The 23,517-nt window shown below is 51.4% G+C and carries 15 protein-coding genes and 1 pseudogene; 5 read left to right on the top strand and 11 right to left on the bottom strand.

Annotation, left to right across the window (positions count from 1 at the left end; all coding sequences use genetic code 11):
* Window positions 1–140: 140 nt before the first annotated feature.
* Window positions 141–3,545, bottom strand: a complete 3,405-nt coding sequence (locus HFP08_RS16575; protein ID WP_168121712.1) for an alginate lyase family protein — start codon at window positions 3,543–3,545, stop codon at window positions 141–143.
* Window positions 3,545–6,727, bottom strand: a complete 3,183-nt coding sequence (locus tag HFP08_RS16570; protein WP_168121711.1) for a heparinase II/III domain-containing protein — start codon at window positions 6,725–6,727, stop codon at window positions 3,545–3,547. Before HFP08_RS16570 ends, HFP08_RS16575 begins: the two co-directional genes overlap by 1 nt.
* A gap of 248 nt (window positions 6,728–6,975) precedes the next feature.
* Here HFP08_RS16570 and HFP08_RS16565 point away from each other — a divergent pair, with 248 nt between their 5' ends.
* Entirely contained in the window at window positions 6,976–13,320 is a 6,345-nt protein-coding gene (locus tag HFP08_RS16565) for an immunoglobulin-like domain-containing protein (protein ID WP_168121710.1), read from the top strand.
* A 103-nt stretch (window positions 13,321–13,423) separates the two neighbouring features.
* On the opposite strand, the gene HFP08_RS16560 is transcribed toward HFP08_RS16565, so the two are convergent.
* Both HFP08_RS16560 and HFP08_RS16555 read right to left on the bottom strand, forming a co-directional pair.
* Window positions 13,424–14,269, bottom strand: a complete 846-nt coding sequence (locus tag HFP08_RS16560; protein WP_481856578.1) for a lipase family protein — start codon at window positions 14,267–14,269, stop codon at window positions 13,424–13,426.
* Entirely contained in the window at window positions 14,266–15,102 is an 837-nt protein-coding gene (locus HFP08_RS16555) for a lipase family protein (protein ID WP_240941497.1), read from the bottom strand. Before HFP08_RS16555 ends, HFP08_RS16560 begins: the two co-directional genes overlap by 4 nt.
* A 214-nt stretch (window positions 15,103–15,316) precedes the next feature.
* Between HFP08_RS16555 and HFP08_RS16550 the strand changes: the two genes are divergently transcribed.
* Window positions 15,317–15,715 carry a ZIP family metal transporter gene (locus tag HFP08_RS16550; protein ID WP_168121708.1) on the top strand — a complete coding sequence of 133 codons (399 nt, stop codon included), beginning with the start codon at window positions 15,317–15,319 and terminating at the stop codon, window positions 15,713–15,715.
* A 226-nt stretch (window positions 15,716–15,941) separates the two neighbouring features.
* Here the strand turns inward: HFP08_RS16550 and HFP08_RS16545 are convergent.
* From HFP08_RS16545 to HFP08_RS16525, 5 genes and pseudogenes are all read right to left on the bottom strand, one after another.
* Window positions 15,942–16,355, bottom strand: a pseudogene (locus HFP08_RS16545) (sigma-70 family RNA polymerase sigma factor); the annotation flags it as partial.
* A 28-nt stretch (window positions 16,356–16,383) separates the two neighbouring features.
* Complete coding sequence (locus HFP08_RS16540) at window positions 16,384–16,989, bottom strand: ATPase (RefSeq protein WP_168121707.1); 606 nt, start codon at window positions 16,987–16,989, stop codon at window positions 16,384–16,386.
* Window positions 16,982–17,158 carry a hypothetical protein gene (locus HFP08_RS16535; protein ID WP_168121706.1) on the bottom strand — a complete coding sequence of 59 codons (177 nt, stop codon included), beginning with the start codon at window positions 17,156–17,158 and terminating at the stop codon, window positions 16,982–16,984. The genes HFP08_RS16540 and HFP08_RS16535 overlap by 8 nt, the downstream gene beginning before the upstream one ends.
* Window positions 17,159–17,268: 110 nt before the next feature.
* Window positions 17,269–17,967 (bottom strand): RNA polymerase sporulation sigma factor SigK, encoded by a 699-nt coding sequence (gene sigK / locus HFP08_RS16530; protein ID WP_168121705.1) that lies wholly within the window; start codon window positions 17,965–17,967, stop codon window positions 17,269–17,271.
* Between the two features lie 159 nt (window positions 17,968–18,126).
* Window positions 18,127–18,651: a DinB family protein gene (locus HFP08_RS16525; protein ID WP_168121704.1), complete on the bottom strand. Its 525-nt coding sequence runs from the start codon at window positions 18,649–18,651 to the stop codon at window positions 18,127–18,129.
* A gap of 242 nt (window positions 18,652–18,893) precedes the next feature.
* On the opposite strand from HFP08_RS16525, the gene HFP08_RS16520 reads away from it, so the two are divergent.
* From HFP08_RS16520 to HFP08_RS16510, 3 genes are all read left to right on the top strand, one after another.
* Window positions 18,894–19,739: a sugar phosphate isomerase/epimerase family protein gene (locus tag HFP08_RS16520; RefSeq protein ID WP_168121703.1), complete on the top strand. Its 846-nt coding sequence runs from the start codon at window positions 18,894–18,896 to the stop codon at window positions 19,737–19,739.
* Window positions 19,740–19,762: 23 nt separating this feature from the next.
* Window positions 19,763–20,773, top strand: a complete 1,011-nt coding sequence (locus HFP08_RS16515) for a Gfo/Idh/MocA family protein (RefSeq protein ID WP_168121702.1) — start codon at window positions 19,763–19,765, stop codon at window positions 20,771–20,773.
* Window positions 20,774–20,871: 98 nt separating this feature from the next.
* Window positions 20,872–21,777, top strand: coding sequence for an AraC family transcriptional regulator (locus tag HFP08_RS16510; protein ID WP_168121701.1), 906 nt, complete (start codon window positions 20,872–20,874; stop codon window positions 21,775–21,777).
* Between the two features lie 15 nt (window positions 21,778–21,792).
* On the opposite strand, the gene HFP08_RS16505 is transcribed toward HFP08_RS16510, so the two are convergent.
* Both HFP08_RS16505 and HFP08_RS16500 read right to left on the bottom strand, forming a co-directional pair.
* Complete coding sequence (locus HFP08_RS16505; protein WP_168121700.1) at window positions 21,793–22,362, bottom strand: hypothetical protein; 570 nt, start codon at window positions 22,360–22,362, stop codon at window positions 21,793–21,795.
* Window positions 22,363–22,556: 194 nt separating this feature from the next.
* Window positions 22,557–23,501 (bottom strand): VanW family protein, encoded by a 945-nt coding sequence (locus tag HFP08_RS16500; protein ID WP_168121699.1) that lies wholly within the window; start codon window positions 23,499–23,501, stop codon window positions 22,557–22,559.
* Window positions 23,502–23,517 lie beyond the last annotated feature (16 nt).

Here is a 23,517-nt window from a genome sequence, read left to right as displayed (position 1 = left end):
TAGAAAAAGGCGGAGCGGATTGGTATGCTGTTTTTTAAGCTTGAGGTGATGGTAATTTAAGAACTTCTGCATGGGAAAGGCGTGAAACCATTGTTTCACGCCTGGAGATTGAGTCCCTTATGCATACGGAGCGTTAATGCTTATTCCCTAACTGCCTGCTCCGCTCGAATGAGACTGCCGTCCACATATTCTCGGAACTCTAGAGCGTTGTTCTCCGATTCGATACTGCTCACCATAATCTCCTGCACCCGGCCGTCTGTCAGCTCGACGCGAACCAAATTCGCATCCTTTGCTTGAACACTGAGAATCTTGCTGTCTGCTTCGTAAGGCTCCACCACCGTAATAAAGCGTCCGATTGCATCCTGCGTGCGAATGCTGTATGTCATTCGCCTCTGAGCTTCATCTCCCGGGAATGCATCCGCTCCAATCAAACCTATGAAGCGAACGGCGTCCAGACCTTCCAGGCTGACACGGATCACTGCTTCTTGCTCATGATCGATGGGGCTTGTCGGGACTGCATTACCATATTCATTCCCTACGATCGTCACTCGTCCGCCTTCATAATCCTTCCCGATGCCGCAGCCGGTATCCACATTCACATAGTCAGGTGACAGCTCGCTGAGCTGTATCCTCTTCCCATCCCCCATGATCAAATAAGCCTCGCCCCAGAACAAGCCTTGCTTCGTCCGCATCGGATACTTCTGCTCGGTGTAGACAGGATGATTCTTGACCCGCAGCGTCAACGCTTTAACATCAGCGCCGAGAGAGACATCCACCTTGCCTTCGCCAAGAATCCAGGCTCCAAAGCCGCCTTGCGCAAGCGGCTTGCCATCAGCCTCCACCGTATAATCCATCGGAATGGCAATGCCGTGATCCTCGGCGGCTCGTCCTATAATCTGCTCCGTCTGCTTAGGCCACGCCGCATGCACATCCATCTTAAGCAGACCGGGAGCGTTATAATGCGATCTCGTTCCCCGCAGATCCTCTCCTTCGCCGAATATCGTCTCGAATCGCGCTACGCTTGTTCCTTCCGCCTGATACCAATGACAGTCTGTCATGAATTGAGCATCCGACAAGGGGTTATCCGACCATTGACTCGTGTGCTTTATCTTTGTCAATCTCTCCGCATCGAGCTCTTTGAAGCCTTTGATCTGGAACAGACAATCGAATTGATGATCCCGTTCCCCGATCGCATAATCGAACAAGACGATATAATCATCCGTAACGCCCATTACACGCTTCTGATGGACGGACTCCGTGCATTCGGACATCTCGCCGTACTTCGCATCTTCCGGCGATGGCGGCAGGAAGCTGGCGTTCATCTCCGCCCGCTGCTCCAGCGTCTCGCCATCCCGATAGATCATGCCGCCATAGGGCGGATAGGACCATACGGCAGTTGTTTCCACCGCTGCTGCCTGAATCGCTTCTCCACTGTAGAATAAGGTTCGTCTGGCGTCAGAAGCCTGCTGCATCTTCCCGTCCACGACGACCATATTCTTCGTGAGGGAGTTCTGGACATAGAACTTGTACATGAAATGAGCGTAGCCCCACCACACATGCTCCGGATTGAAGAAGCTTCTTCCATAGCGCATAACAGAGAGCAGCTCCGTTCGATCATAATGTCCATGGGCATAGCCGTGAGAGCCGTATCGCAGCACAGCTTGAATTTGCTGCGATTGCTCTCTGCCTTCCCCCTGGCTTCTAAGCATGAGCACGCCTACATTATCCGAGCATGCATTGCCGCTCGAATAAGAGGATTCGTATTCCGGAAGCTTGGCATGACCGAAGATGGGATCCACCTCGTTGTTCATCTGAATAACCGGAATGTATTCAGGATCCTTGTAGTACGTATATGCCAAATCATAAGTCGCTCCGAAATGCACGCCTTCGAGCTTCTTCTCATCGGAATCGCTGATGCCGAACAGCACGCCTCTGTAATCAAGGAAGGGAATGGTTGCGTCGAACATATCCTTGATGCAGATATAGCTCTTGCGATTGCCGCCCCATCTCTTGTTATGCATGCCGAAGCTAACCTCGGCTTGCTCTCCGTTATAGGTGCTGCTCACCTCTTGATTGAACGGAACGGGAAATTGCTTATGAAGGATGTTCATCCCGAACGGCAGCAACGCATGAGCGGTATGAATATACATCGATGACACCCAAATATTGTAGCCGACCGAGCATTCATGCCACCAGCCGTCGTTGAACAGCCCGTACTTCAATTGTTCGATCGAGCCGCCGGGACCATCCAGGAAGCGAAGCGCTCTCTCCATATCCTGAATCGCCAAAGCGCAATAGAAGGCTCCCGTTATTTCGGATAGAAGCCAGTTGGAAATATGCCCGCTGCGAATGTGATGATCCAATATATCTATATAGATGCGGAAGCATTTCTCCACGCCTTGATGCTCCTCAGGAGTGAGCACGCCCGCATCATGAATAATGTCGTACGGTATGGCGAGATGCTGGAAGAAATGACCTTCTTGCACATAGCTTTGACTGCAGCCCTTTTTCTTCTTCGGATATCCTGTCTCTTCATCAATGAAATAACGAAGGAATTGCGCCGCCTTCTCCGCATAGCGCTTCTCCCCGGTCAGGGCATATGCGTAAGCGGCGGACATGATATAATGCTCTTCGCGTGTGTCATAGCAATAATCTCGTTCTTCCACGGGAACTGGCGGCTTGACAATCCACGCGTCAGCGTCCGACAGAATACGCTCATAGCCGGGGCGGAAGTGTTCATGAGTGTCAATCAGCGCTTTGCGCTCCGCCCACTTCTCCTTCGTCCAATAGATGTAAGGATGAGGAAGGCGGCGAAGCGTCTTAAGCTCCACTTGGACAGCGCTGCCGCTGTCTCCGTTTGCAATGAAGCGGAGAACGGTGTTCTCATGACCTCCGGCAACCATGGATTCATGCACGACTACTTCGGCCGTTATCTTCCTGCTTTGGAACGGGTCAAGATCGAACTGACTTGAAGACAGCTCCGCCAGTAAGGACTCCCAGCCATGGAAGCGCTGCTTCACCGTTACGCGCTGACGGGCGTCCGTGCAGTTGAATATTGTCATTTCATATTGCACCGCCTCGCCCGGCTCTCCAGCCTTGCCCCGAACATTCGCTTGAACGAATATCCGCTCTCCTCTTACAAGACGGGCAGACTTAAGCGCCGCATGGCCTTGCAGCTCGAAGCTCTTCAGAAACCGCCATTGATTGGCTTTGGCCGCTTCAATCTCGAAATCCTCCAAGCTCACCTTCACTTCGTGTACGCCTGCTCCGGCTACTGCCGCAGAAGCATGAACGCTTCGATGATCCGCGAAATGCGCTTCGATATTCAGTTCGGCAATGTCATCTCTCGTTTCTACGCTAAGGATCAAGCCGTACCAATCCAGGGCGTCCTGCGCGGAATCATTCCCTCTCTCGAAGCCGATCCCATACCAGCCTGTTCCGTTATTCGGATATGTCAACGTCAGCTTATCGCGCAAGCAGAAGCCCTCGTCCGCGCGAATGCCACGAGTCTCCCATTCTTTGAGCAAATCGATATGCGCAACCATCAGCTCTTCCTCCTTGTCGACTCGAGTGCAAACCGTTCAATGCCTTCCTGATCCTTGACTCTCCTCAGTCGTACGGAAGCATCGCCTGTGTCCAGCATTAGCGTTCCATCCTGCTCAAGCTCGGCTAGCAGGCTCCGTTGATAATGTTCTTTCCCATACAGCACGGTCAGGAAACCATCCCTTGCCTCTGCGACTGCTCGTATATAATCCATCATCGAGACATCAGGCTCTCCGCTGTCGAAGAACGGCGTGGAACGTCCCTTCTCCAGCCCCAGCGATTGCAACGGACTTAAGAACAACGTTTCCAGATCAACATTGTAAGCTCCTTCGGAATAAAGTCTGTTTCCCTCAATGACCGTTCGCTCCGCCGCGACAGGAAGGGTGAATTGAATCTTGCCGTTGAAATCCAGGACCGTGTCGCGAAGGATGTACAAATCCCATTCCTTAACGAATGTCACATGGCGAATATGCCGACCCGCTCCCTCAGGATTCAGGATCTCGATCGTAATGCTGTCAATGGACTCGCTCAGCCTCACATCCAGCACCCGACTGGTTCTCGGAACATCCGCCCAGCCTCGCTCCAGACTGTATGTGCCTGCGGATAGATTGATCGCTCCGTCTCCCGCCTTCCGAATGTCGGATGGCTTCTGTTGCGTCGCGAACTGCAGGCAAGCATGGGAATAAGAGCTGATATGCCAGCTTGTGCTGCTGTCGAAGTAGCCTTCGATTCCTGAATCCATAACGAGTGGAATGCCATTCTTGTACAGGATGAACGAGCCTTGATCCAGATGCCCGTGCGCGATCGGTTTGGGACTGGACATAATGGCAAAGTAGCTCAGCCTCGAACCCCCGGCATCCCGCCTGAAAATATAGATGCCCGCATCGGGGAAATCAGCGGTTGAATCCAGCTCCAGAGGCGCGGATGGGAAATATCCTTCTCCTTGCCCCATCAAGTTCTCCAGCGCAATGCCTTCTCCCCACAGCTTCTTGAACGGCTTGCCTGCCGCTGTCCATGTATGATGCATGCGGTCCGCAAGAGGCTTATCGACCTTCGAGATATCGCTCAAATACGTCGCGAAGCTGCCGAATTCTCCACCTCCGCCAAGGGCATGATCGCCGAATGGAGGCGTGCCGATTCGCCCTCCGAAGTAGGCGTAGCCCGGCGTTTGCATATCGATGCTGAATCCGAACATTCTTGCAAGAGGCGTGGTCTCGAACCAATTGTCCCCGAGAACATTGTGAGCGGCTTTCGCATAGCCCGCGAATCTCTCAAGCGCCGCATGATGATACCTGATCGATTCGGGCCATGACGAATCCGCGTTCACGTTCAACTCCAGTTGAGCCTTCAGTATCGTGTTCGCATTATATAGCCAGGAGAGTCGATTGGGGAAATCCGTCAGCGTCATCATCATAAGCCCGGCACCCGCGCACATATCCGTCTGCCAATTGCTGCAGCCCTCCTGCGCCTCGCGTCTCGTCCACTCGGTTCGATCTCTGAGATCCAGCATATAGCGGAGCAAATATTCGACCCTTCCATAGAAGCATTGCTTCTCCTCGCTGGAGAAGATATCCGCCTGCTTAATGAAGGAGTAGCTGACCGCGGCGCTGCTCAGCAGCCGCCCGCCTTGAACCGCCCCGTAGCTGTCGCTTCCCTCGGGTCGCGAGTTCATCGTCAACCAATGCTCGGCGCCTTGACAGAAGTCATGGAGAATGTAGAGCAAGGCTTGTTTGACCTTGCGAGCGTAGTCCAGCTCGCCGGTAATCGCATATTGGATCGCATCGCATTGCATTGCCAGTTGAAAGCGGCCGCCGGGAATGGATGACTTCCGGTTGAAGCAGTATTCGAACACACCAGCAGGCTGACCTGCTTCGTCATAGAACGTGATCACTGCGAGAAGACCCTTCTTCAGCTTTCCGTCAAGCTTCGCTGCGAAGGTCAGCGTATATCCGGCTCCGCCCTCTACCGCGAAGCGTTCCCCGTACGTCCAGGCTCCCTCATCTTCCTTTGTTGGATTGCAAAGATAGAGCGATCTTGCGGAATCACCCTCTTCGTATCGAGGCACGATCTGCGAAGAAGGATTAGCCGGCTCTGCCTGCTTCCGGTCTCCACCGCCGCTATAAGGATACTCCTGCTCCCATTTCATGACGGGATTTCCTTGTCGCGCTTCCGGTACCCAACCGGCAGGAGCTGCTTCTCCCGAATCGAATCCCGCATTACGAATCGGAATGCTTCCGCCGTTTGCTGACAAAATCTCGAGATTGTCAATCCAGACATGACCCAAGCCCTCCTCCTCATTCTCCACGCAAGGGAGTATGAAAGAAAGAGAAGCCGTTGCCGCATGCTCAGGCGCTTTGAAATTCGCGATTTTATCCGTATGGCTCCATAAGTAGAATTCGCGGTTCAACGCCTCGTAATCCGCTTCTTCGTTCATGATCATAGCCGAGACTTTCTCGAGTTCACTCAGCGTATAGCGTTCGGCTATGCCTGCAATCTCTTCATATTGCCCCCGAACCCGACTATCTGTTGAGACGGCCCTCTTTATTCCCTCCAATTCTTCCCCCGTCAAGTAGAGGGAAGCTGCGGGATCTATATGGGATCGGAGCACTCGCGAATGACGAAATTCGCGAACGCGGTTGAAGCAATCCACAATTGCAGCCGCAAGCTCTTCACCGGAATTATCCTGACTCAAATTTTCTCTTGCCTGCTCCAGCGCTTCCGCAGAAGCCTTCAAACGATGCATAGCTTCTTCGCTATAGCATCCAATCTCCGAACCGATTCTCGCTTCCTCTAAGAGCTCCATCGCTTTCGCCAGCGCCAGTTCTGCTTTAATGGGAAGCTTCTCCTTGCCCTCATAGCGCATATCCTGCTTCTCGAACCATTCAAGCGCGGGCTCGAGACCGTATCGTCCGTACACGCTGCTTCCTGCAGCGAAAGGAGGCACCATCGTGAATCGCTTTGTTGCGCACAGCACCGCCTCTTCCTCGCGAGGAAGGTAGAATTCCCGATTTCTTTTAAAAGGAAGGCTTTCATCATCCCTTAATGCTCTGCGCGCTGCATGCAGCATATCCATCAACGCCAGCTTGGATCCCTCCGTATAATAACGGCCTCCTGAGCCTAAGATAGACTCCGCTCGATTAACCAATCCTTGAAGCTTCTCTCTGGCTTTCGTTGTGATCGCCATCTCTCTCACCTCTTTCAAGTATTGCTCGAACAGAATGACAGATTGAAAGATTATGCGCTAGCACCAATTCGTAACGAAATGCTCAATATTCAACTTTCGCATCAAATCAATGTTCAAATTTTCACGATCATAAGAAACCGAACCTTCAATTGTGATAATTTGCTAACGGGAGGTGAATGACCAACATTAAGTGCAAACGGTTACAAATGTAAACCACTATTCGCGAGAAAACGGAGGTTTTAAGAAACATGAGAGATCGTTACTGGAAGCGAAAGATTTCGCTCTTTCTGAGCGCAACTTTATTGTTCGGCTTATTGACAGGCATTGCCCCTGCTGTCTATGCAGACGGGGGCTCGACTTCGCCAAGCTCTGTAATTGTCAAGCTAAGTCCAACCGACGATGCAAGCGTGCACAGCGGAAATGCCAATACAAATTATGCAGCGGGAACGCTTATCCTTGGAGCGGGCAGACAGTTCATGATGAAATTCGACCTTTCCGGCATAACAGACCCAATCACGAGCGCCACGCTCAAGCTTTACAAAACCAATACGAATTCGGCAAACTTCTCCGTGTATCGCAGCGAAGATGACGACTGGTCGGAGAGTACCGTAACTTACGGCAGTCTCACTGGAAACCCGCCTGCCGAAAATCTGATCGCCGATGCCTGCGCGAGCAATCCCTGCGTCGCGAGCGGCGGAGGCGGCACGATGATCCCGATCAATCTGACGAACGCCGTGATAACGGAGGCTGATGGGGACAAGCTCCTGTCTCTCGTCTTTATGAGGGACAGCATCAACGCAACCCCCGGAACGGATCTTGCATCCAAGGAGCATGCAACCGCCTCATGGAGACCCGTGCTGGAAATATCGACGCTTCGGAATCTTACGGAAGAAGAGCGTGTCGCTAATGACAAAGCGCGGCTGCTCGAGCAATTCGACAACACGATTGTTACAGATAATGTGACATTGCCTGTTGAAGGCGCTACGAATACAGTCATCTCGTGGAGCTCGAGCGAGCCCGCTGTCCTCAGCTCGGAAGGAGTCGTTACAAGGCCTGCCTATACCGAAGCTGATGTGCCGGTAACGTTGACAGCCTCGCTATCCTATGGAAATGCGGCGGATACGGCGGATATTCATGTGACGGTTCAGAAGCAGCCCACGCCAAGCAATTCCGAGCGGGTTGCTTCAGACAAGCAGCTGCTTGTGGAGAAATACAACAACATGACCGTCTATGACAGCGTCTATCTGCAGCCCGTCGGCTCTTATGGATTCTCGACCATTACTTGGACCTCGGAGCTTCCAGCTATTCTATCAAATGAAGGCGAAGTCTCCCGCCCTGCGGCAAACGAACATGATGCGAATGTGACGCTGACAGCAACAATACAGTACGGCGAGATTACCGACAGCGTCGATATTCAGATGCTCGTGCCCAAGCTTAGCGTCCGCACAGCTTCGAGCGAACAAGCCTTAACGGCTATGCTGGCTTTGGCCGGGCAGCTGCCGGAGCAATACGCTGTTGGAACGGCCCCTGGACAAGTGCCCCAATCCGCGAAAGATCAGCTGCTCTCGCAAATTCAGGACGCAGAGGACGCATTGACCAGCCTGGACGGCGATCTCGAGCTCGCGATCAAGCAACTGAGAGAGGCGGGCACAGCCTATATTGGCAGCACGATCATTTCCGACCGGGTTATCGATTCCAAAGCGAACACGCTTGAATTTTCTGTCTATCGCCAACAATTGAACGCCCTTGTATGGGAAGCGAAGACGATGCTGCTCATCGATCCGGAGATGTATACGAAGGCTTCGAAGGAAGCCGTGCGCGAGGAGATCAATCATGCCGAGGAAGTACTAAACGGCAACTATCAAGTGCCTTTTGTGCGCAATCGGGCATTCTATGCGCCCAGACCGGATGAAGATATTCAATTCGCTATCGAGCATTATTCCAAGGCTTCGCATCCCTATTCCCAGAAGTACGGACTCAAGGAGCTTATCGCGCTATATCCGGACAATCATATCTTGGCCGGCACCTACAACACGATTCAGCTGTTCCCGGTGGACGACGCCTTCGTCTGGACAACTGAGAAAACAGCTCCGCATAACGGGAGCAGCATAATCTACGGCGAAGGTCGCAGCGCATATATGAAGTTTGATCTGACCGAAGTGAGCGGCAGCATCAAGAAAGCCGGGCTTCATGTGACAAACTGGAAGAACGACCGCAATACGACAGAGGTTCACTACGAAAATAGCGATGATTGGCAAGAGGATACGCTTGTGTATCCTGAAGCCGGCGACCCTGAACTTGGGCCCGTCGTCAGCTCCTTTATTCTTGGAGCAAAGGATGTCGCCGGTGCCGGTGCAGCAGATCTGACGACTCCTGTGAACCTGGAATTGCTTGGCGACAAAATATTGACGCTAAGCTTCAGTAACGCTCCGGGAACTCGCTGGGCGTCAGAAATTCATTCCAGTCAAACGGCTCTCGCCGCTAATCGCCCTTATCTGGAGCTAAGCTTGAACCAAGTGATGGATTCGAAGCTGCAGGAGAAATATGATCGGATCATCGGTCAAGCAAGCGATCTGGTCGAGCAAGCGAATGTCGGCAATGAGGCTTGGCGATATCCCGAGGAGACAGTAGATGGCGTGAACGACAGCATAGCTGCCGCAGAGGCTGCCAAAGCCGGGGGAAATGTGGAAGATATCGCGGAGTCTCTCGTTCATGTGTATGATGCCATGAAGGATATGAGAGACAGCCAGCTCTTACGAACCGATGCAGAGCCGGACTCCACGCTCTACTTCTCCTCTGATGATTTGACCGAGCTGAAGACAAAGATCGAACAGAATGCCGATCTGGCTGACAAATATAATGAAGCGAAGCAATTAGCGGATCAAGAATCCTTAGAGGATTTGATCGCACAGAAGCTATTCCTGCAAGATGACTTTAATTATGAATCTATGAATGAGCACTATAAGCTCTGGAGCCATTCAGAGACATTGAATTTCACTCCTCCTGCCGGCACTGCATCGATTCAGCTTCAATTCACATTGGATGCCGCAGATAATGAAACGGGCGGGCTCGGCCATGCGTGGGTGGACAGCGTGAAGATCTCTCCTCCCGACACGGCGGATCTCGATATTTGGAACGCCGATTTCGAGGATGGCTCTGCCAATCCCGAGCATTGGTCACCGACCGTCGTCAAAGGAAATCCCGTTATGACATGGGAGAATCGGGAACATTACAGCAATGATGGTACCCGCTCCATCTACATGGAAAATCCGACTTCGGGCGATCAGGGCATGTGGACCTCGGATCAACAGATCGAGGTCAACTCAGGCCTGGCATACACGCTGACCTTTGCCGCCAAAATTGACGGCAAGCTGAAGACCGGTGTCAAAGCAATCATCACTTATCGGGATGTCAACGGAGCGGCAATTGGCACCGCTGAACTTTCAACCAATCGAAAGTCGATGCCGAGTCCACCTTCCAACCAAAACGTTCAAGCGAATGCGCTTGTCTACGCAATAACAGGCGACATCACCTATGCGGAGAAAACGAAGGAGCAGATATATCTCAAATTAAATGATTTTCTTCAAGGCGCGGAGCACTGGCTCGTCAAGGATTCGCGGCCGGATAACATCGATGCATACGGCAAAGTGCAAGGCGGACGGGTTGCTTCCATTATTGCCTCCGCTGCGACCTTTATTAAAAATTCCGGCGTCTATTCGGAGGAAGAGTATCAGGATTTGATGCAGAAGCTGAATTACTTTATGCTGTTCCTCAATGACAGCCGAGACCGGCATGAAATCGATGATTATTCGGTTCAGCTTGGCGCGAGCAACTGGGAATCCGACGCAGTTATCGGAGCAGCCATGCTCGCGATGGTGTATCCGGAGCTGGATGACAGCAAGCAATACATTGCGAACGCGAACAAGCTGATCAAGGCGCAGCTCCTCTACGGAGTAGGCGAAGAAGGGGAATGGCCGGAATCCCTTCGCTATCATTTTGCCGTGCTGCAACGTTTCGGCGTTTATGCCAAAGCGCTTCGCTATCAAACCGGCGAGGATTGGTTCGCCCTTCCGAAGCTGGTGAAGATGTTTCAATACAACATGGAGGTTCAAACTCCAGCTTACGAATATACGAATAACACCATCAATTCGCCGATTTTTGGCGATGACCTCATGACCTCAGGCAATGAATTCTCGCTCCTGGGCGTGTATTATGACGAAGTAGCCCGAAGCAACGAGGCGCTTGCCTCTCAGATGTATCAAACCTGGGTGAAAGCGGGCAGCAGGCTGCCGAATAACGGCGTCGAAACCATTCTGTTGGAGAGCTTCTTCACTCCGCTCGATTTCACGCCGGCCTATGCGCCTCTGGAGCTGCAATCCACCGACAAGTACAAGGATGTAGGACTGGTCATGCTCCGCAATCATTATGGTACGCCTGACGACACATTCATGTCGATCATGGCTAATCGGAAGCCGCTCGGACATGGTCACTATGACCAAGGAAGCTTCACCCTGTACGCGGGCAGCACGCCGCTTGTCATGGATCCCGGAATCGAGAGTTATTTTGCCGGAACCAAGACCTGGTATGTCGGTTCTTCCGCTCATGCGACGGTGCAGTTCAAGAAATCAGATAATACCTCTTACTTGAATACGCCGACGACAAGCACGGAGCAAGCCTTTACAACCAATGAGCAGCTTGATACGATGTCGCTCAAAGTAGCTGATCCAAACTCTGGCTCCTCCGGCTCTCAGACTCGGAAGATCGCTTATGTGAAGAATGGAATCGAAGCCTTCATCATTTGGGATCAGATCAATAACGCCTCGACCGGCACGATCTGGAATTTGCCTGTAGCAGCCTCCGAGCTGTCGGATATTGACGGCAATGTTGTCACCTCAACCGGACAATACAACATGGATCTGGAGACGACCATCCTCCAGCCGGCCAACCCTTCGATCACGCAGGCTTGGGGAAGAGCAACCGATATGGTTCCTTCAGTCGACGGGGAAAAGAAGCTGGATTATATTCGCGTCACGAATGATCCGAACCAGAACTACTTGACTGTGCTTTACCCGAAAGCGAAAGGCTCCGAAGGTTTGCAAAAGGCCGAGAAGCTTGAGCTTGGCGAAAGCTCTGCCGAAGTCTATCTATTGGAAACGGCTGATGCTCGTCAAGTCTTCGCAGCCGTGAATGACAGCGATGCGGAAACGATAGTTGAATTGCCGTCTGCGGAAGCTCTTATCAACCTGAAGACAGGCACAGAATTTCCTTCCGAAGACGGGATCGTATCCGTGACGCTGGCAGCATCCGAACTGACCGTGCTGGAGCCGAAGGAAGCTGAAGTTGACAATCCAGGCGATCCTGATAACTCTGGGGGCTCCAATGAGAACACAAGCGGTTCCATCAATAATGGCGGTGACTCGACTGATGTCGGCGTTATTCCAGCCGGCACTGACGGCAACGTGAACGCCGAGAAGCTTAAAACAGCATTGGAGAAGGCGCAATTCGTACAGATCCACTCAAAGGGCGATCTCGCTATATTGCCGGTATCCGCATTTGATCCTGCTGCTATGGCGGATCAGGAAGTGGAGATCAAGTCGGCGCATGGCTCCTTCCTCCTGCCGCTTAAGGTGCTGCCGCTGGAGCAGCTTGCCAAGGAGTGGAACGTTCCGCTTGCCGAGCTGAGCGTTCGTGTACGCATCGCTCCGGCGAAGGACGATGATGCGCAGTCCGCGGCTGAGATGATCTCTTCGCTAGGCGGAGAAGCTCTTTCGGATGTTCTTGACTTCAGTCTTGTCGTAGAGTCGAAAGACGGCAAGTCCTTCACGATCGACAGTTTCGGCAATGCATACGTGCAGCGATCCATTAAACTGGATGATGCAGCATCCACTTCATCTGTCGTTGTGCGATTTGATCCGGACAATCACTCGCTTTCCTTCGTGCCAAGCAGCATGCAGGATTCGGAAGCGACGTTCCTTCGAACAGGCAGCAGCATCTATACCGTTGCAAAATTCAACAAGTCATTCGAGGATTTGAAAGGTCACTGGTCGGAGTCGGATGTTGAACAGTTGGCCGACAAACTGGTAGTGAATGGCGTCACCGCAACGGAATTCGAGCCAGACCGCAGCATTTCCCGTGCGGAATTCGCCGCATTGCTGATTCGTTCACTTGGCATCTCCGTCTCAGACGAGAGCTCTTCCTCCTTCACCGACGTTGATTCGGAGGCCTGGTACGCTCCGGTTACGGCAGCGGCAGCAAGCATCGGAATGATCAACGGCTATACGGACGGAAGCTTCCATCCGAATGCAACCATCACTCGCGAGGAGCTGGCGGCAATGATTATCCGGGCTGTATCCTATGCGGAGGGAAATCCTGCTGCGTATGACAACTCGGCGGAACAAACGGAAGCCGTTCTGAAATCGTACAAGGATGCAGACAAACTGGTTTGGGGACAGACGGAGATGGCGCAAGCGATTCGAATCGGCATCGTGAACGGCAAGTCCGACGCCATTCTCGCTCCGGATGCGCAAGCCACACGCGCCGAGGCTGCAGTGATGATCAAGAGGTTCCTGACGCTTGTTGGATTTATGGAATAGCGAATCACGTTAACAACTTCGTAGTCATCCTGATATCGGAAATTTTGAACAAAAAAATCCTGCCGCGCAGTCCATGTCGCGGCAGGAACTCTTTTCCCGCTACCTATTCCTCCTCCTCCTCCAAAGGACTGCATACGCCCAGGAATGGCACACATAGGGATGTATCCGGACAAAAATTCGGATTGCTCGCACACAAGGCAGCGACAAATCGAGGGCTGCGCTGGCTGAGTTTGTGGAAATAACAGACAATCTCATGATTGCGAACCGCGACGCTGTTGAACTGGAACGCAAGCGATACCTTCTTCTTCACATGCTGGTAATAGAGTCCGTTCAACGTAAACGGAGGCGGATAGACGCGATCAGGCAAAGTCGGGATAATATCATGCACGTTCGCGACGCGAAAGCTGTTCGGAACGATTCCATTAAACCGCTCTGTGAATGCCGGATCTCCAGTGCGCGGGCTGCCGTATGTATAAACGACAGGCGACTCAAAATCGCTGTTCAGGGCAATATCCACGGCAGCGAGAACAGCCAACGCTCCACCGAGGCTGTGTCCGGCAATCGCCAGCCTCTTGTCGGCGGAGAGTCTGCTGATTTGCGCAAGCAGCTCGTCTCTGGCCGATGCGTAAATGCTGGTAAACCCGCGATGCGTTTTCCCCGCCGCTTCAACAAAGGGATACGGCACTTGATACAGGTCTTGATCCGATTCGTTATCTTGAAAGGTTCGCGTTCCCCGGAACGCCACCACGATTTGCTCTGGAGACTCCGCAATAAAGCCGAAAACCTCCTCGACAGGCTGCTCCACCCCTGCAAGTGCGCGAATAATCGATCGAATTTCATAACCACGCGGCAGGAAGACCTCCTCCTCCTCGAACAATCGATAGCATTGATGAATCATCCCTGCAACAATAATCGCTTCCTCATTATTGAAAGCTATCATTTCTGTCATGGCAGCAGCTCCTTATCCACATAGGGAATACAAAGGTCAGTCGTAGGACAAAAATCGGGATTCTCCGCGCATAAGATTCGGGTATACTCCGGATTCTTCTGGCTAAGCGCCTTGAAATAGCAGGCAATGGCATCGTTTCGAGGGGTATTGTTCAGTTGAAAGGAGAGGGAGTGCTTCGTTCTTACATGCCGATAAGCAATGCCCTTCCGAGTAAAGGGAGGCGGATACACGCGGCTTGGAAAGGTAGGAAAAGAATCGTGGATATTGACAATTCTTGCGCTATGAGCAATTGTCTCATTGAAGCGTGAAGCGAAGCGCGGATCCCCCACTCGCGGACTTCCATACGTATAGACAGCAGGATTACGATATTTCGTATTCACAGCTATATCCAGAGCCGCCAGAGTAGCCAATGCTCCGCCATAGTTATGACCGGTAATGAACAATCGTTTGGCTCCCGCCACCTTCATTAAATGTCTGAAAATCGAAAGTCGGGCAGAACGATACACGCACGTAAATCCGCGCGAGGTTTTCCCCGCGTTCTTAACAAACCCATAGGGAATTTGCAGGATATCATAGCTGGCCAACAAGTCGGCAGGATAGGAAGCGTAACCCCTGAACGCGATAACGATACGATCGCGGGATTCCGCCATATAACCAAGCTCGAGCTCCGCCGGATTTTCGACATTGGCGAAGCCCCGGATGACAGATAGAAGCTTATAGCCTTTCGGCAGCACGAGCTTCTGTGAGAAAAAAAACGGATAGGTTTGATAACACATCGCAGCAAGAAAAATAGCCGTCTGATCATGATAGCCATTTCTTGTTACCTGTTTCATCTTCATCCCCCATTCGATTCGACTTGTCACAATCACTGACGAGAATACTCGATTATAACTATGAAATTTCCTTCGGGCTGATGATCGGAATTTCACCGTTTTTGAATGGTTCATTTCCCGAAACGGCGGTTCGCATCGAAAGCGATCCAATCCCGATAAGGCGGGTAAATCCGCAGAAAACTCAAGCGGTGTCGCGATTTTCGTCGGAACAGTGATGGCCGCTATTCCTGAATCCGTCATGATCGGGTCCAGCCTGCTCGGAGGCGGCAAGGTGAGCTGGCTGCTTGTTATCGCCATCTTTCTCAGCAACATACCAGAAGGACTATCAAGTACAGTGGGCTTGCGCAAAAACGGATTTTCTAAGATGAAGCTCTCTCTCATGTGGATATCCATATTGGTTATCTCTACTCTGGCCGCTATGACCGGCAATCAATTGCTCGCCGATTCTCCAGACCATGTGATGGTTTATATGGCCTCATTCACCGGCGGAGGAATTATTGCGATGCTTTCTTCCACCATGATGCCTGAAGCCTATGAGGAAGGCGGTCCATTTATCGGATTGGTCGCCTCATGCGGCTTGCTGGCTTCACTCATGCTGGACCATCTTAACTAGGGAGAGAAAGCCAAATCTCCATACTCATTTGATCATCTTGGTCCAATTCTACAGATTCTGGCTCCGAAAGAGTCGATTTCCTTCCCTTCTTCTTGCTCACCTTCTCCACATCCTAGAAAAGCAAAAATGAAAGAACCTTGCCAATGCAAGGTTCTTTCATTTTCACCCACTATCTCTTCGCCTTATAAAACTCATGATAAAGCTTCATCAGCGCCCGCTTCTCGATTCACGATACGTAGCTCCGCGAGATCCCCAGCTCCTTCGCGATCTCCCGCTGTGTCCGCTCGTCGCCGCCATGCACCAGCCCGAAGCGGCCGATCACAACTTCCTTCTCGCGGTCGTCCAGAATCTCCAGGTTCTTGTAAATCTTGCTCTTCTCGATCTTGAGCTGCACTTTATCCGCAACATCGTCGTATTCGGTGCCGAGAATATCTATTAAGGTGATCTCGTTGCCTTCCTTATCCGTCCCGATCGGGTCATGCAAGGATACGTCCTTGCGCGTCTTCTTCAAGCTGCGAAGATGCATAAGTATTTCGTTCTCGATACAACGGGCTGCGAACGTCGCGAGCTTCGTCCCTTTGCCCGTCTGGAAGCTCTCAATCGCTTTGATTAGACCGATGGTGCCGATGCTGATCAAATCCCGATTACAGTAAATAGACTTAATCGGTCTAATCCTTTAAGTTATTTCGCTCTACGAGCGCTCGCTCAATCATTTCCACCCAATCCGGCATTTCTGGTGTGTACTGCTTTATTTGCATCCTATCAGCTTCCATTACAATTTCTCCACCGGCACCACTATTATCAATAAAAATTAAATGATTAATGAGTTCCAAATTGTGGAGTAAATTGTTTATAGAAGTTAGGTGTCGACGCAGTATATCTGCAGTTTCAATATGATGACCGCCATTTCGAACACGTGCGGCCACGCGTTCAATATTAATGCGAACATCACCAAGTCCTACATAGAACATAATGATTTCAAAACCCTTCGTTTTCGCCTCACGCATTTGACGGATTACATTGCCACCTGCAAGTGTTGTCTCAACCGTAAAATCTCGTCTTTGATGAATACATTCTCTTGCGAGCTTAATCGCTTCTTTTCCAGCCGAAACTTTTCGACTCTCAGGATTTTCAATATCGATACCTCGTGCTAACGCATCAGGATCAATATTTACACTCACACCTAGTTTATCAATTATGAGATTTCGAATCGTACTCTTTCCGCTGCCATTATTTCCTGCAAACACAAACATGGTAGCCAAGGGATCATTCATGTTGGAAATCCTGATCGTTCATTCGAACTATATCGCCATTGCTGTATTCTTTTACAATTGTACCAACCTTGGTTTTATAAACGATGTAGGTGTCATTTGCTTTTGCGTCTAATTTTGCACGGTCTCCTGTCAGTTTAATTAACTTACCTAGGTCTTGTGTGCGATTCATCTCAACCTCAGCCTCCATTGCAAAGCATATAATCGAATTATACCATAGCAGCGATTATGCATGTAGACTGAAAAAACCGGCATCGCCGGCTTCTCAACAAACATATATTCTCAACGTTTCGCCTTGTAAAACTCATGATAAAGCTTCATCAGCGCCCGCTTCTCGATTCGCGACACATAGCTCCGCGAGATCCCCAGCTCCTTCGCGATCTCACGCTGCGTCCGCTCGTCGCCGCCATGCACCAGACCGAAGCGGCCGATCACAACTTCCTTCTCGCGGTCGTCCAGAATCTCCAGATTCTTATAAATTTTACTCTTCTCAATCTTGAGCTGCACCTTATCCGCCACATCGTCGTACTCGGTGCCGAGAATATCAATCAAGGTGATCTCGTTGCCTTCCTTATCCGTCCCGATTGGATCATGCAAGGATACGTCCTTGCGCGTCTTCTTCAAGCTGCGAAGATGCATAAGTATTTCATTCTCAATACAACGAGCTGCGAAGGTCGCGAGCTTCGTGCCTTTGCCCGTCTGGAAGCTCTCAATTGCTTTGATCAGACCGATGGTGCCGATGCTGATCAAATCCTCGAGATCCTCGCCCGTATTATCGAATTTCTTGACAATATGCGCCACCAAGCGCAGATTATGCTCGATTAATATGTTCCGCGAATCCGCGTTGCCCTCCGCCATTAACGCCAGATGCTTCGCTTCCTCGTCTTCCTTCAACGGCTGAGGAAAGGCGTTATTCTTCACATAGGATACAAGAAGACTAAGCTGTTTGATGAACAAAGCAATCGCGGTGAATAATCCCATACAACGTACACCCCCAAGCAGTATTGCCCAGGCTGCAACTTCAAGCCTCAGCGCGCAAGTTAAGTCAGTTGTATAGTGTATGTGGGCTGAGGCCTAGATGTGCATGTACGCCGCAAAGGGTTTTCTAGCATAGCCTGATTCGTCGATGAACCGTTATTTTTATTTCTTCAATATACCCAAGTAGGCTTGCCAAGGTCCAACATCCTCACGGTATCGTTCCGCCATGACCCTGACAATCTGGGAAATGTGGGTAAAATCATGAACGACCCAGGTGGAAATCAGCTCCCTCACCTTCACAATGCCGAAGGCGGGATGCGAGCCCGTTCTTTCCAGATGAAGCTCCGGATTAACGATTTCCCGAAGCTTTGTCAAATTCCGGGCTCTGATCGTTTCGAACTCACTCAAGCCTTGCTCCAGCAATCGGCCCCGCTCCTTCTCCAGATGCGCATAACGGTCGAACGGCGGGAACGGCTTGCTCTCGCCTTCTTGCAAAATATGCTCCAATCGGGGAAGCCAGTTCGCATTCTCCGCTTCGATGAGATGCTCGATCACCTCGGCGACGGTCCAGGTCCCTTCCCCTTCATTGCATTGCGTCCAGCCATCAGATAGACCGGTTAACAAAGCCCTCAGCGATTTCGGAGTCCGCTCCAGAATCTCGATGGCTTCCTTCAAGTCGAATGTCATATACTCTCCCCTTCCTTTTGATCCCCTTCATCCAAGTATACCATTTGAGTCAGCTCGTCCGAATGGAAACAGCAATAAAAACCGGAAAAGTCCAAAAAGTCACTGCTACAGCTAAAGAAAAAATAAGAATTTAGCTATAAACTAATCCATATATCCATCGTCCACTCCATCGATTAACGAACCTGAATGAAAAAAATTGGAGGAGAACGACAAACCTATTCGAATGAAGGAGCGTGAGCGTCATGAAGAAAGGCATTAATATTTGGTCATTTCAAGAGGGAGCAACCATTCAGTCGTGTATTGCAACCGCGAAGAAAGCGGGCTTCGACGGCATTGAGCTGTCTCTGAACGAATCCGGCGAGCTTGGGCTTCAAGCAACCGACAAGGAGATTCATACGATTGCTGCGCAATTAAAGGATGCCGATCTGGAAATTGCCGGACTGGCGACAGGCTTATACTGGTCTTATTCCATGACAAGCAACGATGAGTCGATTCGCAGCAAAGCCATTGACGTGTGCAAGAAGCAGCTTGAGCTGGCTTCCGCCCTCGGCGTCGACGCTATTCTTGTCATACCGGGCGCGGTAGGCGTGGATTTCATTCCTGGAGCGGAGGTCGTGGACTACGATCGCGCGTATGACCGCGCATCCGAAGCCATCGCGAAGCTCGTACCATTCGCGGAAAGTGCCGGGGTTTCCATTGCGATCGAGAATGTATGGAACAAATTTCTCCTTTCTCCGCTGGAGCTGCGCTCCTTCATCGATGATCAGGATTCCCCATTCGTCGGCTCCTATTTCGATGTAGGCAATGTTGTGGCGAACGGCTATCCGGAGCAATGGGTCCGCATACTCGGTGAGCGCATCAAAAAGGTTCATTTCAAGGACTATCGCAGACAAGCCGGCGGCCTGCACGGCTTCGTCGATCTTCTCGCCGGCGATGTGGATTTTCCTGCGGTGATGAAGGCTCTAGAAGCGGTCGGCTACGACAATTACGTAACCGCCGAGATGATTCCCCCATACACGCATCATTCCGATCAGATTATATTCAATACTTCGAGCGCGATGGATGCCATTCTGGGACGCTCCCGCTAATACATGATTAGGAGGAAATGACTATGGTAAGAGTAGGATTAATCGGTTACGGCTTTATGGGCCGCATGCATTTCGAGAACTATGTCAGATTGATGAAGGAAGGAGCGCCGGTCGAACTGGTCGCCATCTGTGATCTTCGCATCGAGGAGCTCAAGAATGCGGCGGCGTCCGGCAATATCGCCACCAGTCAGGATGTCTACGACCTGTCTTCCTTCGCGCTGTATGATAATGTGGAGAAGATGCTCGAGAACGAGCAACTGGATATGGTCGATCTTACGTTGCCTACGCAGCTTCATGCGGATATGACCTGTTCCATGCTGGAGAGAGGCCTCCATGTGATGTGTGAGAAGCCGATCGCCTTCCATTCGAAGGACGGCCGGCGCATGACGGAGGCGGCCAAAGCGACGAACAAAACATTGATGATCGGTCAATGCCTCCGCTTCTGGCCGGCCTACGAATTGCTGAAGGAATGTGTCGAGGATGGCCGCTACGGCAAGATGCTCGCCGGCTCCTTCTTCCGCGGCGGCGCAACGCCCCCTGGCTGGTTCCGCGACGGCAGTCTGAGCGGAGGCTGCTTGCTCGATATGCATATTCACGACACCGACGTCGTGAACTGGCTGTTCGGCAAGCCCGAGCAGGTGTCGACAATCGCGCGCAATGTAGTGCCGGGAAGCGCGTACGACATCGTCTCCACGAACTATAGGTACGGGGACGGCAAGGTGTTGAACGCCCAGGCCGACTGGACGCTCGAAGGCGACTTCGGCTTCGCGATGACCTACCGCGTCAATTTCGAGAAGGCGAATCTCATATTTGAGAATAATCAAGTAAAGGTGAATCCGCATGGCGAAGCAGGCTTCATTGCTGAGTTGTCGCCGGAGATGGGCTATTATCGGGAGCTGAAATATTTGGTCGAATCGATCGAGAACGGCACTCCGGTATCAATCTGCACGCCGGAGAGCGCGGTAGAGTCGCTCGAAATCATTGAAGCGGAGATAGAATCGGCAAATCGCAACGGAGCGCCCGTATCGCTGTAAGAATGAAGCTCGAAGAGGCTGCCTGACGGCAGCCTCTTGTTTTTGTCGGTAGGCTGTGTTAACAATCAAGTAAGACTAAGATCGAGGTGAGTGCGAACATGATTGGGAATGAGCAGCCATATCCCGAGCTCCAGCTCTCTATGTTCCGGGACTGGTCGCCAAGCATTCATTATGCGCAGGAGCAGACCCTCGCGCCCGGAAAGCTTGCGCAGCGGCGAATCTACGATTTCGAGCTGCTGTACGTCGTGCAAGGCGAAGCGGTTACGTATATGCCTGACCGGCAATACCGCATCACAGCGGGACAATTGATTTTCCTGCCAGCCGGAGTGCTTCATCAGAATGAAGTCGTATCCTCTCCTTATGCCAAGTTCATCGGCATTCATTTCGATTTCTTCGATGAGCTCGATATTGTCACAGAAGCGGATATCGTCGTTAACGAAGATGCCGTCCAAAGGGACAAATTCGCCAAAGAAGCGGTGACGGAAGCCAATCTTCCGCTTTCCAGTAATCCGGTCTATACGCCGCCAATCTCTTGCGTGAAGCTAATGGAGCAGCTCGTCGAAGAATTCACGATGCGCGCGCCCGGCTACGAATTGCTGTGCAAATCTCTCATGCTGAACATCCTTGCCGTCTTATACCGTACACAGCTCGCCAGCCGATTAACGAGCGCATCCGTTCACGGTTCACGCATTACCGAGTTGATGAGCGCGATTGAACAATCCCCCGCCCATCCCTGGACGAACAAAGCTTTGGGGGATGCGATGGACATGACCGAGGATCATTTCGCCAAGCTGTTCAAGAGGCATGCCGGCATGCCTCCCGGCGAATTTATCGGCTTCATCCGGCATCGCGAAGCAAGAAGATTGCTTCGGGAGACGGAGCAAACGATTGAAGAGGTGGGGCGAAATGTCGGCTATGCGGACATTCACTATTTCAGCCGCAGCTTCAGCCGTCACGAAGGCATCTCGCCTCGCGCCTATCGCAAGCTGGCGCGAATCCTGTAGCGGCGGATGCCGGCGTCAATAGGAAGCGACAGTCTGCTGCTGCGATTGAAGAGAACTCGCAATATGGTTATACCAGGCATACTGCTCTTTGCAGCTTAAGAAATAATGGGTGTCGATAATAATCGGGATGACATCGGCCCCCTTGTATATGGCCCGCTTCCCCGCTTGCTCGATGTTGAAATGATATTGAAAGCGAAGCAGTCGATAGAACAGCGGATCAATAAGAGCAATGGAATAACTCTTGCGGTTGCGTTCAGCATAATCGAAGACACAATACATCATGAGATCCAAAATTTGAGAAGAACGATATTCCTTTTTGACGGCGAACTTATCAATGATGAAAATCCGCTCAAGGTTATCCTTGATTTTCTTCAATCCGCAGAATTGGAAAACGCGATGCATGTCCTCTGCGCTCTCAGGTTCATAGGCTGCGAATTGCACGGTGCCTGCGGCAGCCTCGTCTTGATAAATCAAATACGAGTCCCCTGCCGTGAATTCATATTCGAACCCCTTCTCTTCCCAAGCCTTCATCCAAATGGAATTAAAAATATGCAGGTCTTGTTGCGTTTCGACTTTTTTTATCATTTTTCAACCCCCAACCCTTCAATACAAACCCTCTTTTTGTTTATTGTAGTCGTAATTGGTAATGTATACCATGATTACCAAGTATGAATTCCAAAGCTTGCAGCATACTGATTCGACATATTTCCACATGAAAAAGAAGGACTAAATCCCTAAGGACCGTCCTTCTCTTCCACTCCAGCTCCAATTTTTAACGATTAACGATGTTGCTTGAGTCCATTCACATTCAAATCATCTACTCTAATTTCCGGCGGCAGCTTCTTCGACGCGCTCGGCACCTCGCGTTTCTGAAACTCGAGCATCTCCGTAGACGTTATCAATACGGATACCTCGCCTGCGCTTGCCCGCGCCCGAATGAGGATCGGCTGCTGATACGGATTCTCTAAGACGAGGTCGGGTCCGTACCAACTGACTGTCGCATCCCGCCCCGGAGGCACATACGGAACCTGTCTGCTATGCGAATATCGCTCGACAATGCGCAAGCCTGCTCGATCAGCAGCATTGAAGAGCGTGGAGGACACCTGGCAGATGCCGCCGCCATAATCCTCCGCTAGTTCGCCGCGTACGATAACGGGCGCTCTCAAATATCCCTTCTGCCGAGTCCGCTTCCCAACCGTCTTATTAAACGAGAATGTCTCCCCTGGGAAAACCACGATATTGTTCACCGCCTTGGCGGCAAGCGCTACATTATGGGAACGATTTCTGTTGCGGCTGTTGTAATAGGTCCAGTACTGGCCAATCTCCTTCACCTTGATCGAGGAGAGCACCTCGCTGTCCACCTTGGCATAGACATGCTTGGTTGGCACCTCAAGCTTGGAATAAGCTTCTCCTTCATAAACTCGGCGATAAAATTTAATCCGGAAAGCCTGCCTGTCAAGCTCGCTGCCATTCTTCTCAGGATTAATGCGGCCCGAGCCGTCAATAGTCGCATCCACCGGAGCTCTGGCAACCTTCTTCGCCGCTTGATCCATCAGCCGCTCCAGCTTATTCTCATCAACTATGGGAATTCCGGGCAACGGTTGTATATATTCGCGAATATTGACCGTATCGATTGCTTCTCCATCATGATCAATCCATAATAATTCCGTCGGATTCATAAGCTGCAGCAGCACCATCAAGCCTGTCAGCCAATTCCAACCCATAGTGCTCAGCTCCTAA

Origin of the sequence: Paenibacillus sp. HB172176 (genome assembly GCF_011947265.1) — a bacterium.
In the GTDB taxonomy this organism is placed as follows: domain Bacteria; phylum Bacillota; class Bacilli; order Paenibacillales; family Paenibacillaceae; genus Pristimantibacillus.
Note: the sequence above shows the minus strand (reverse complement) of the source record. Positions and strands in the feature narration are given on the sequence as shown.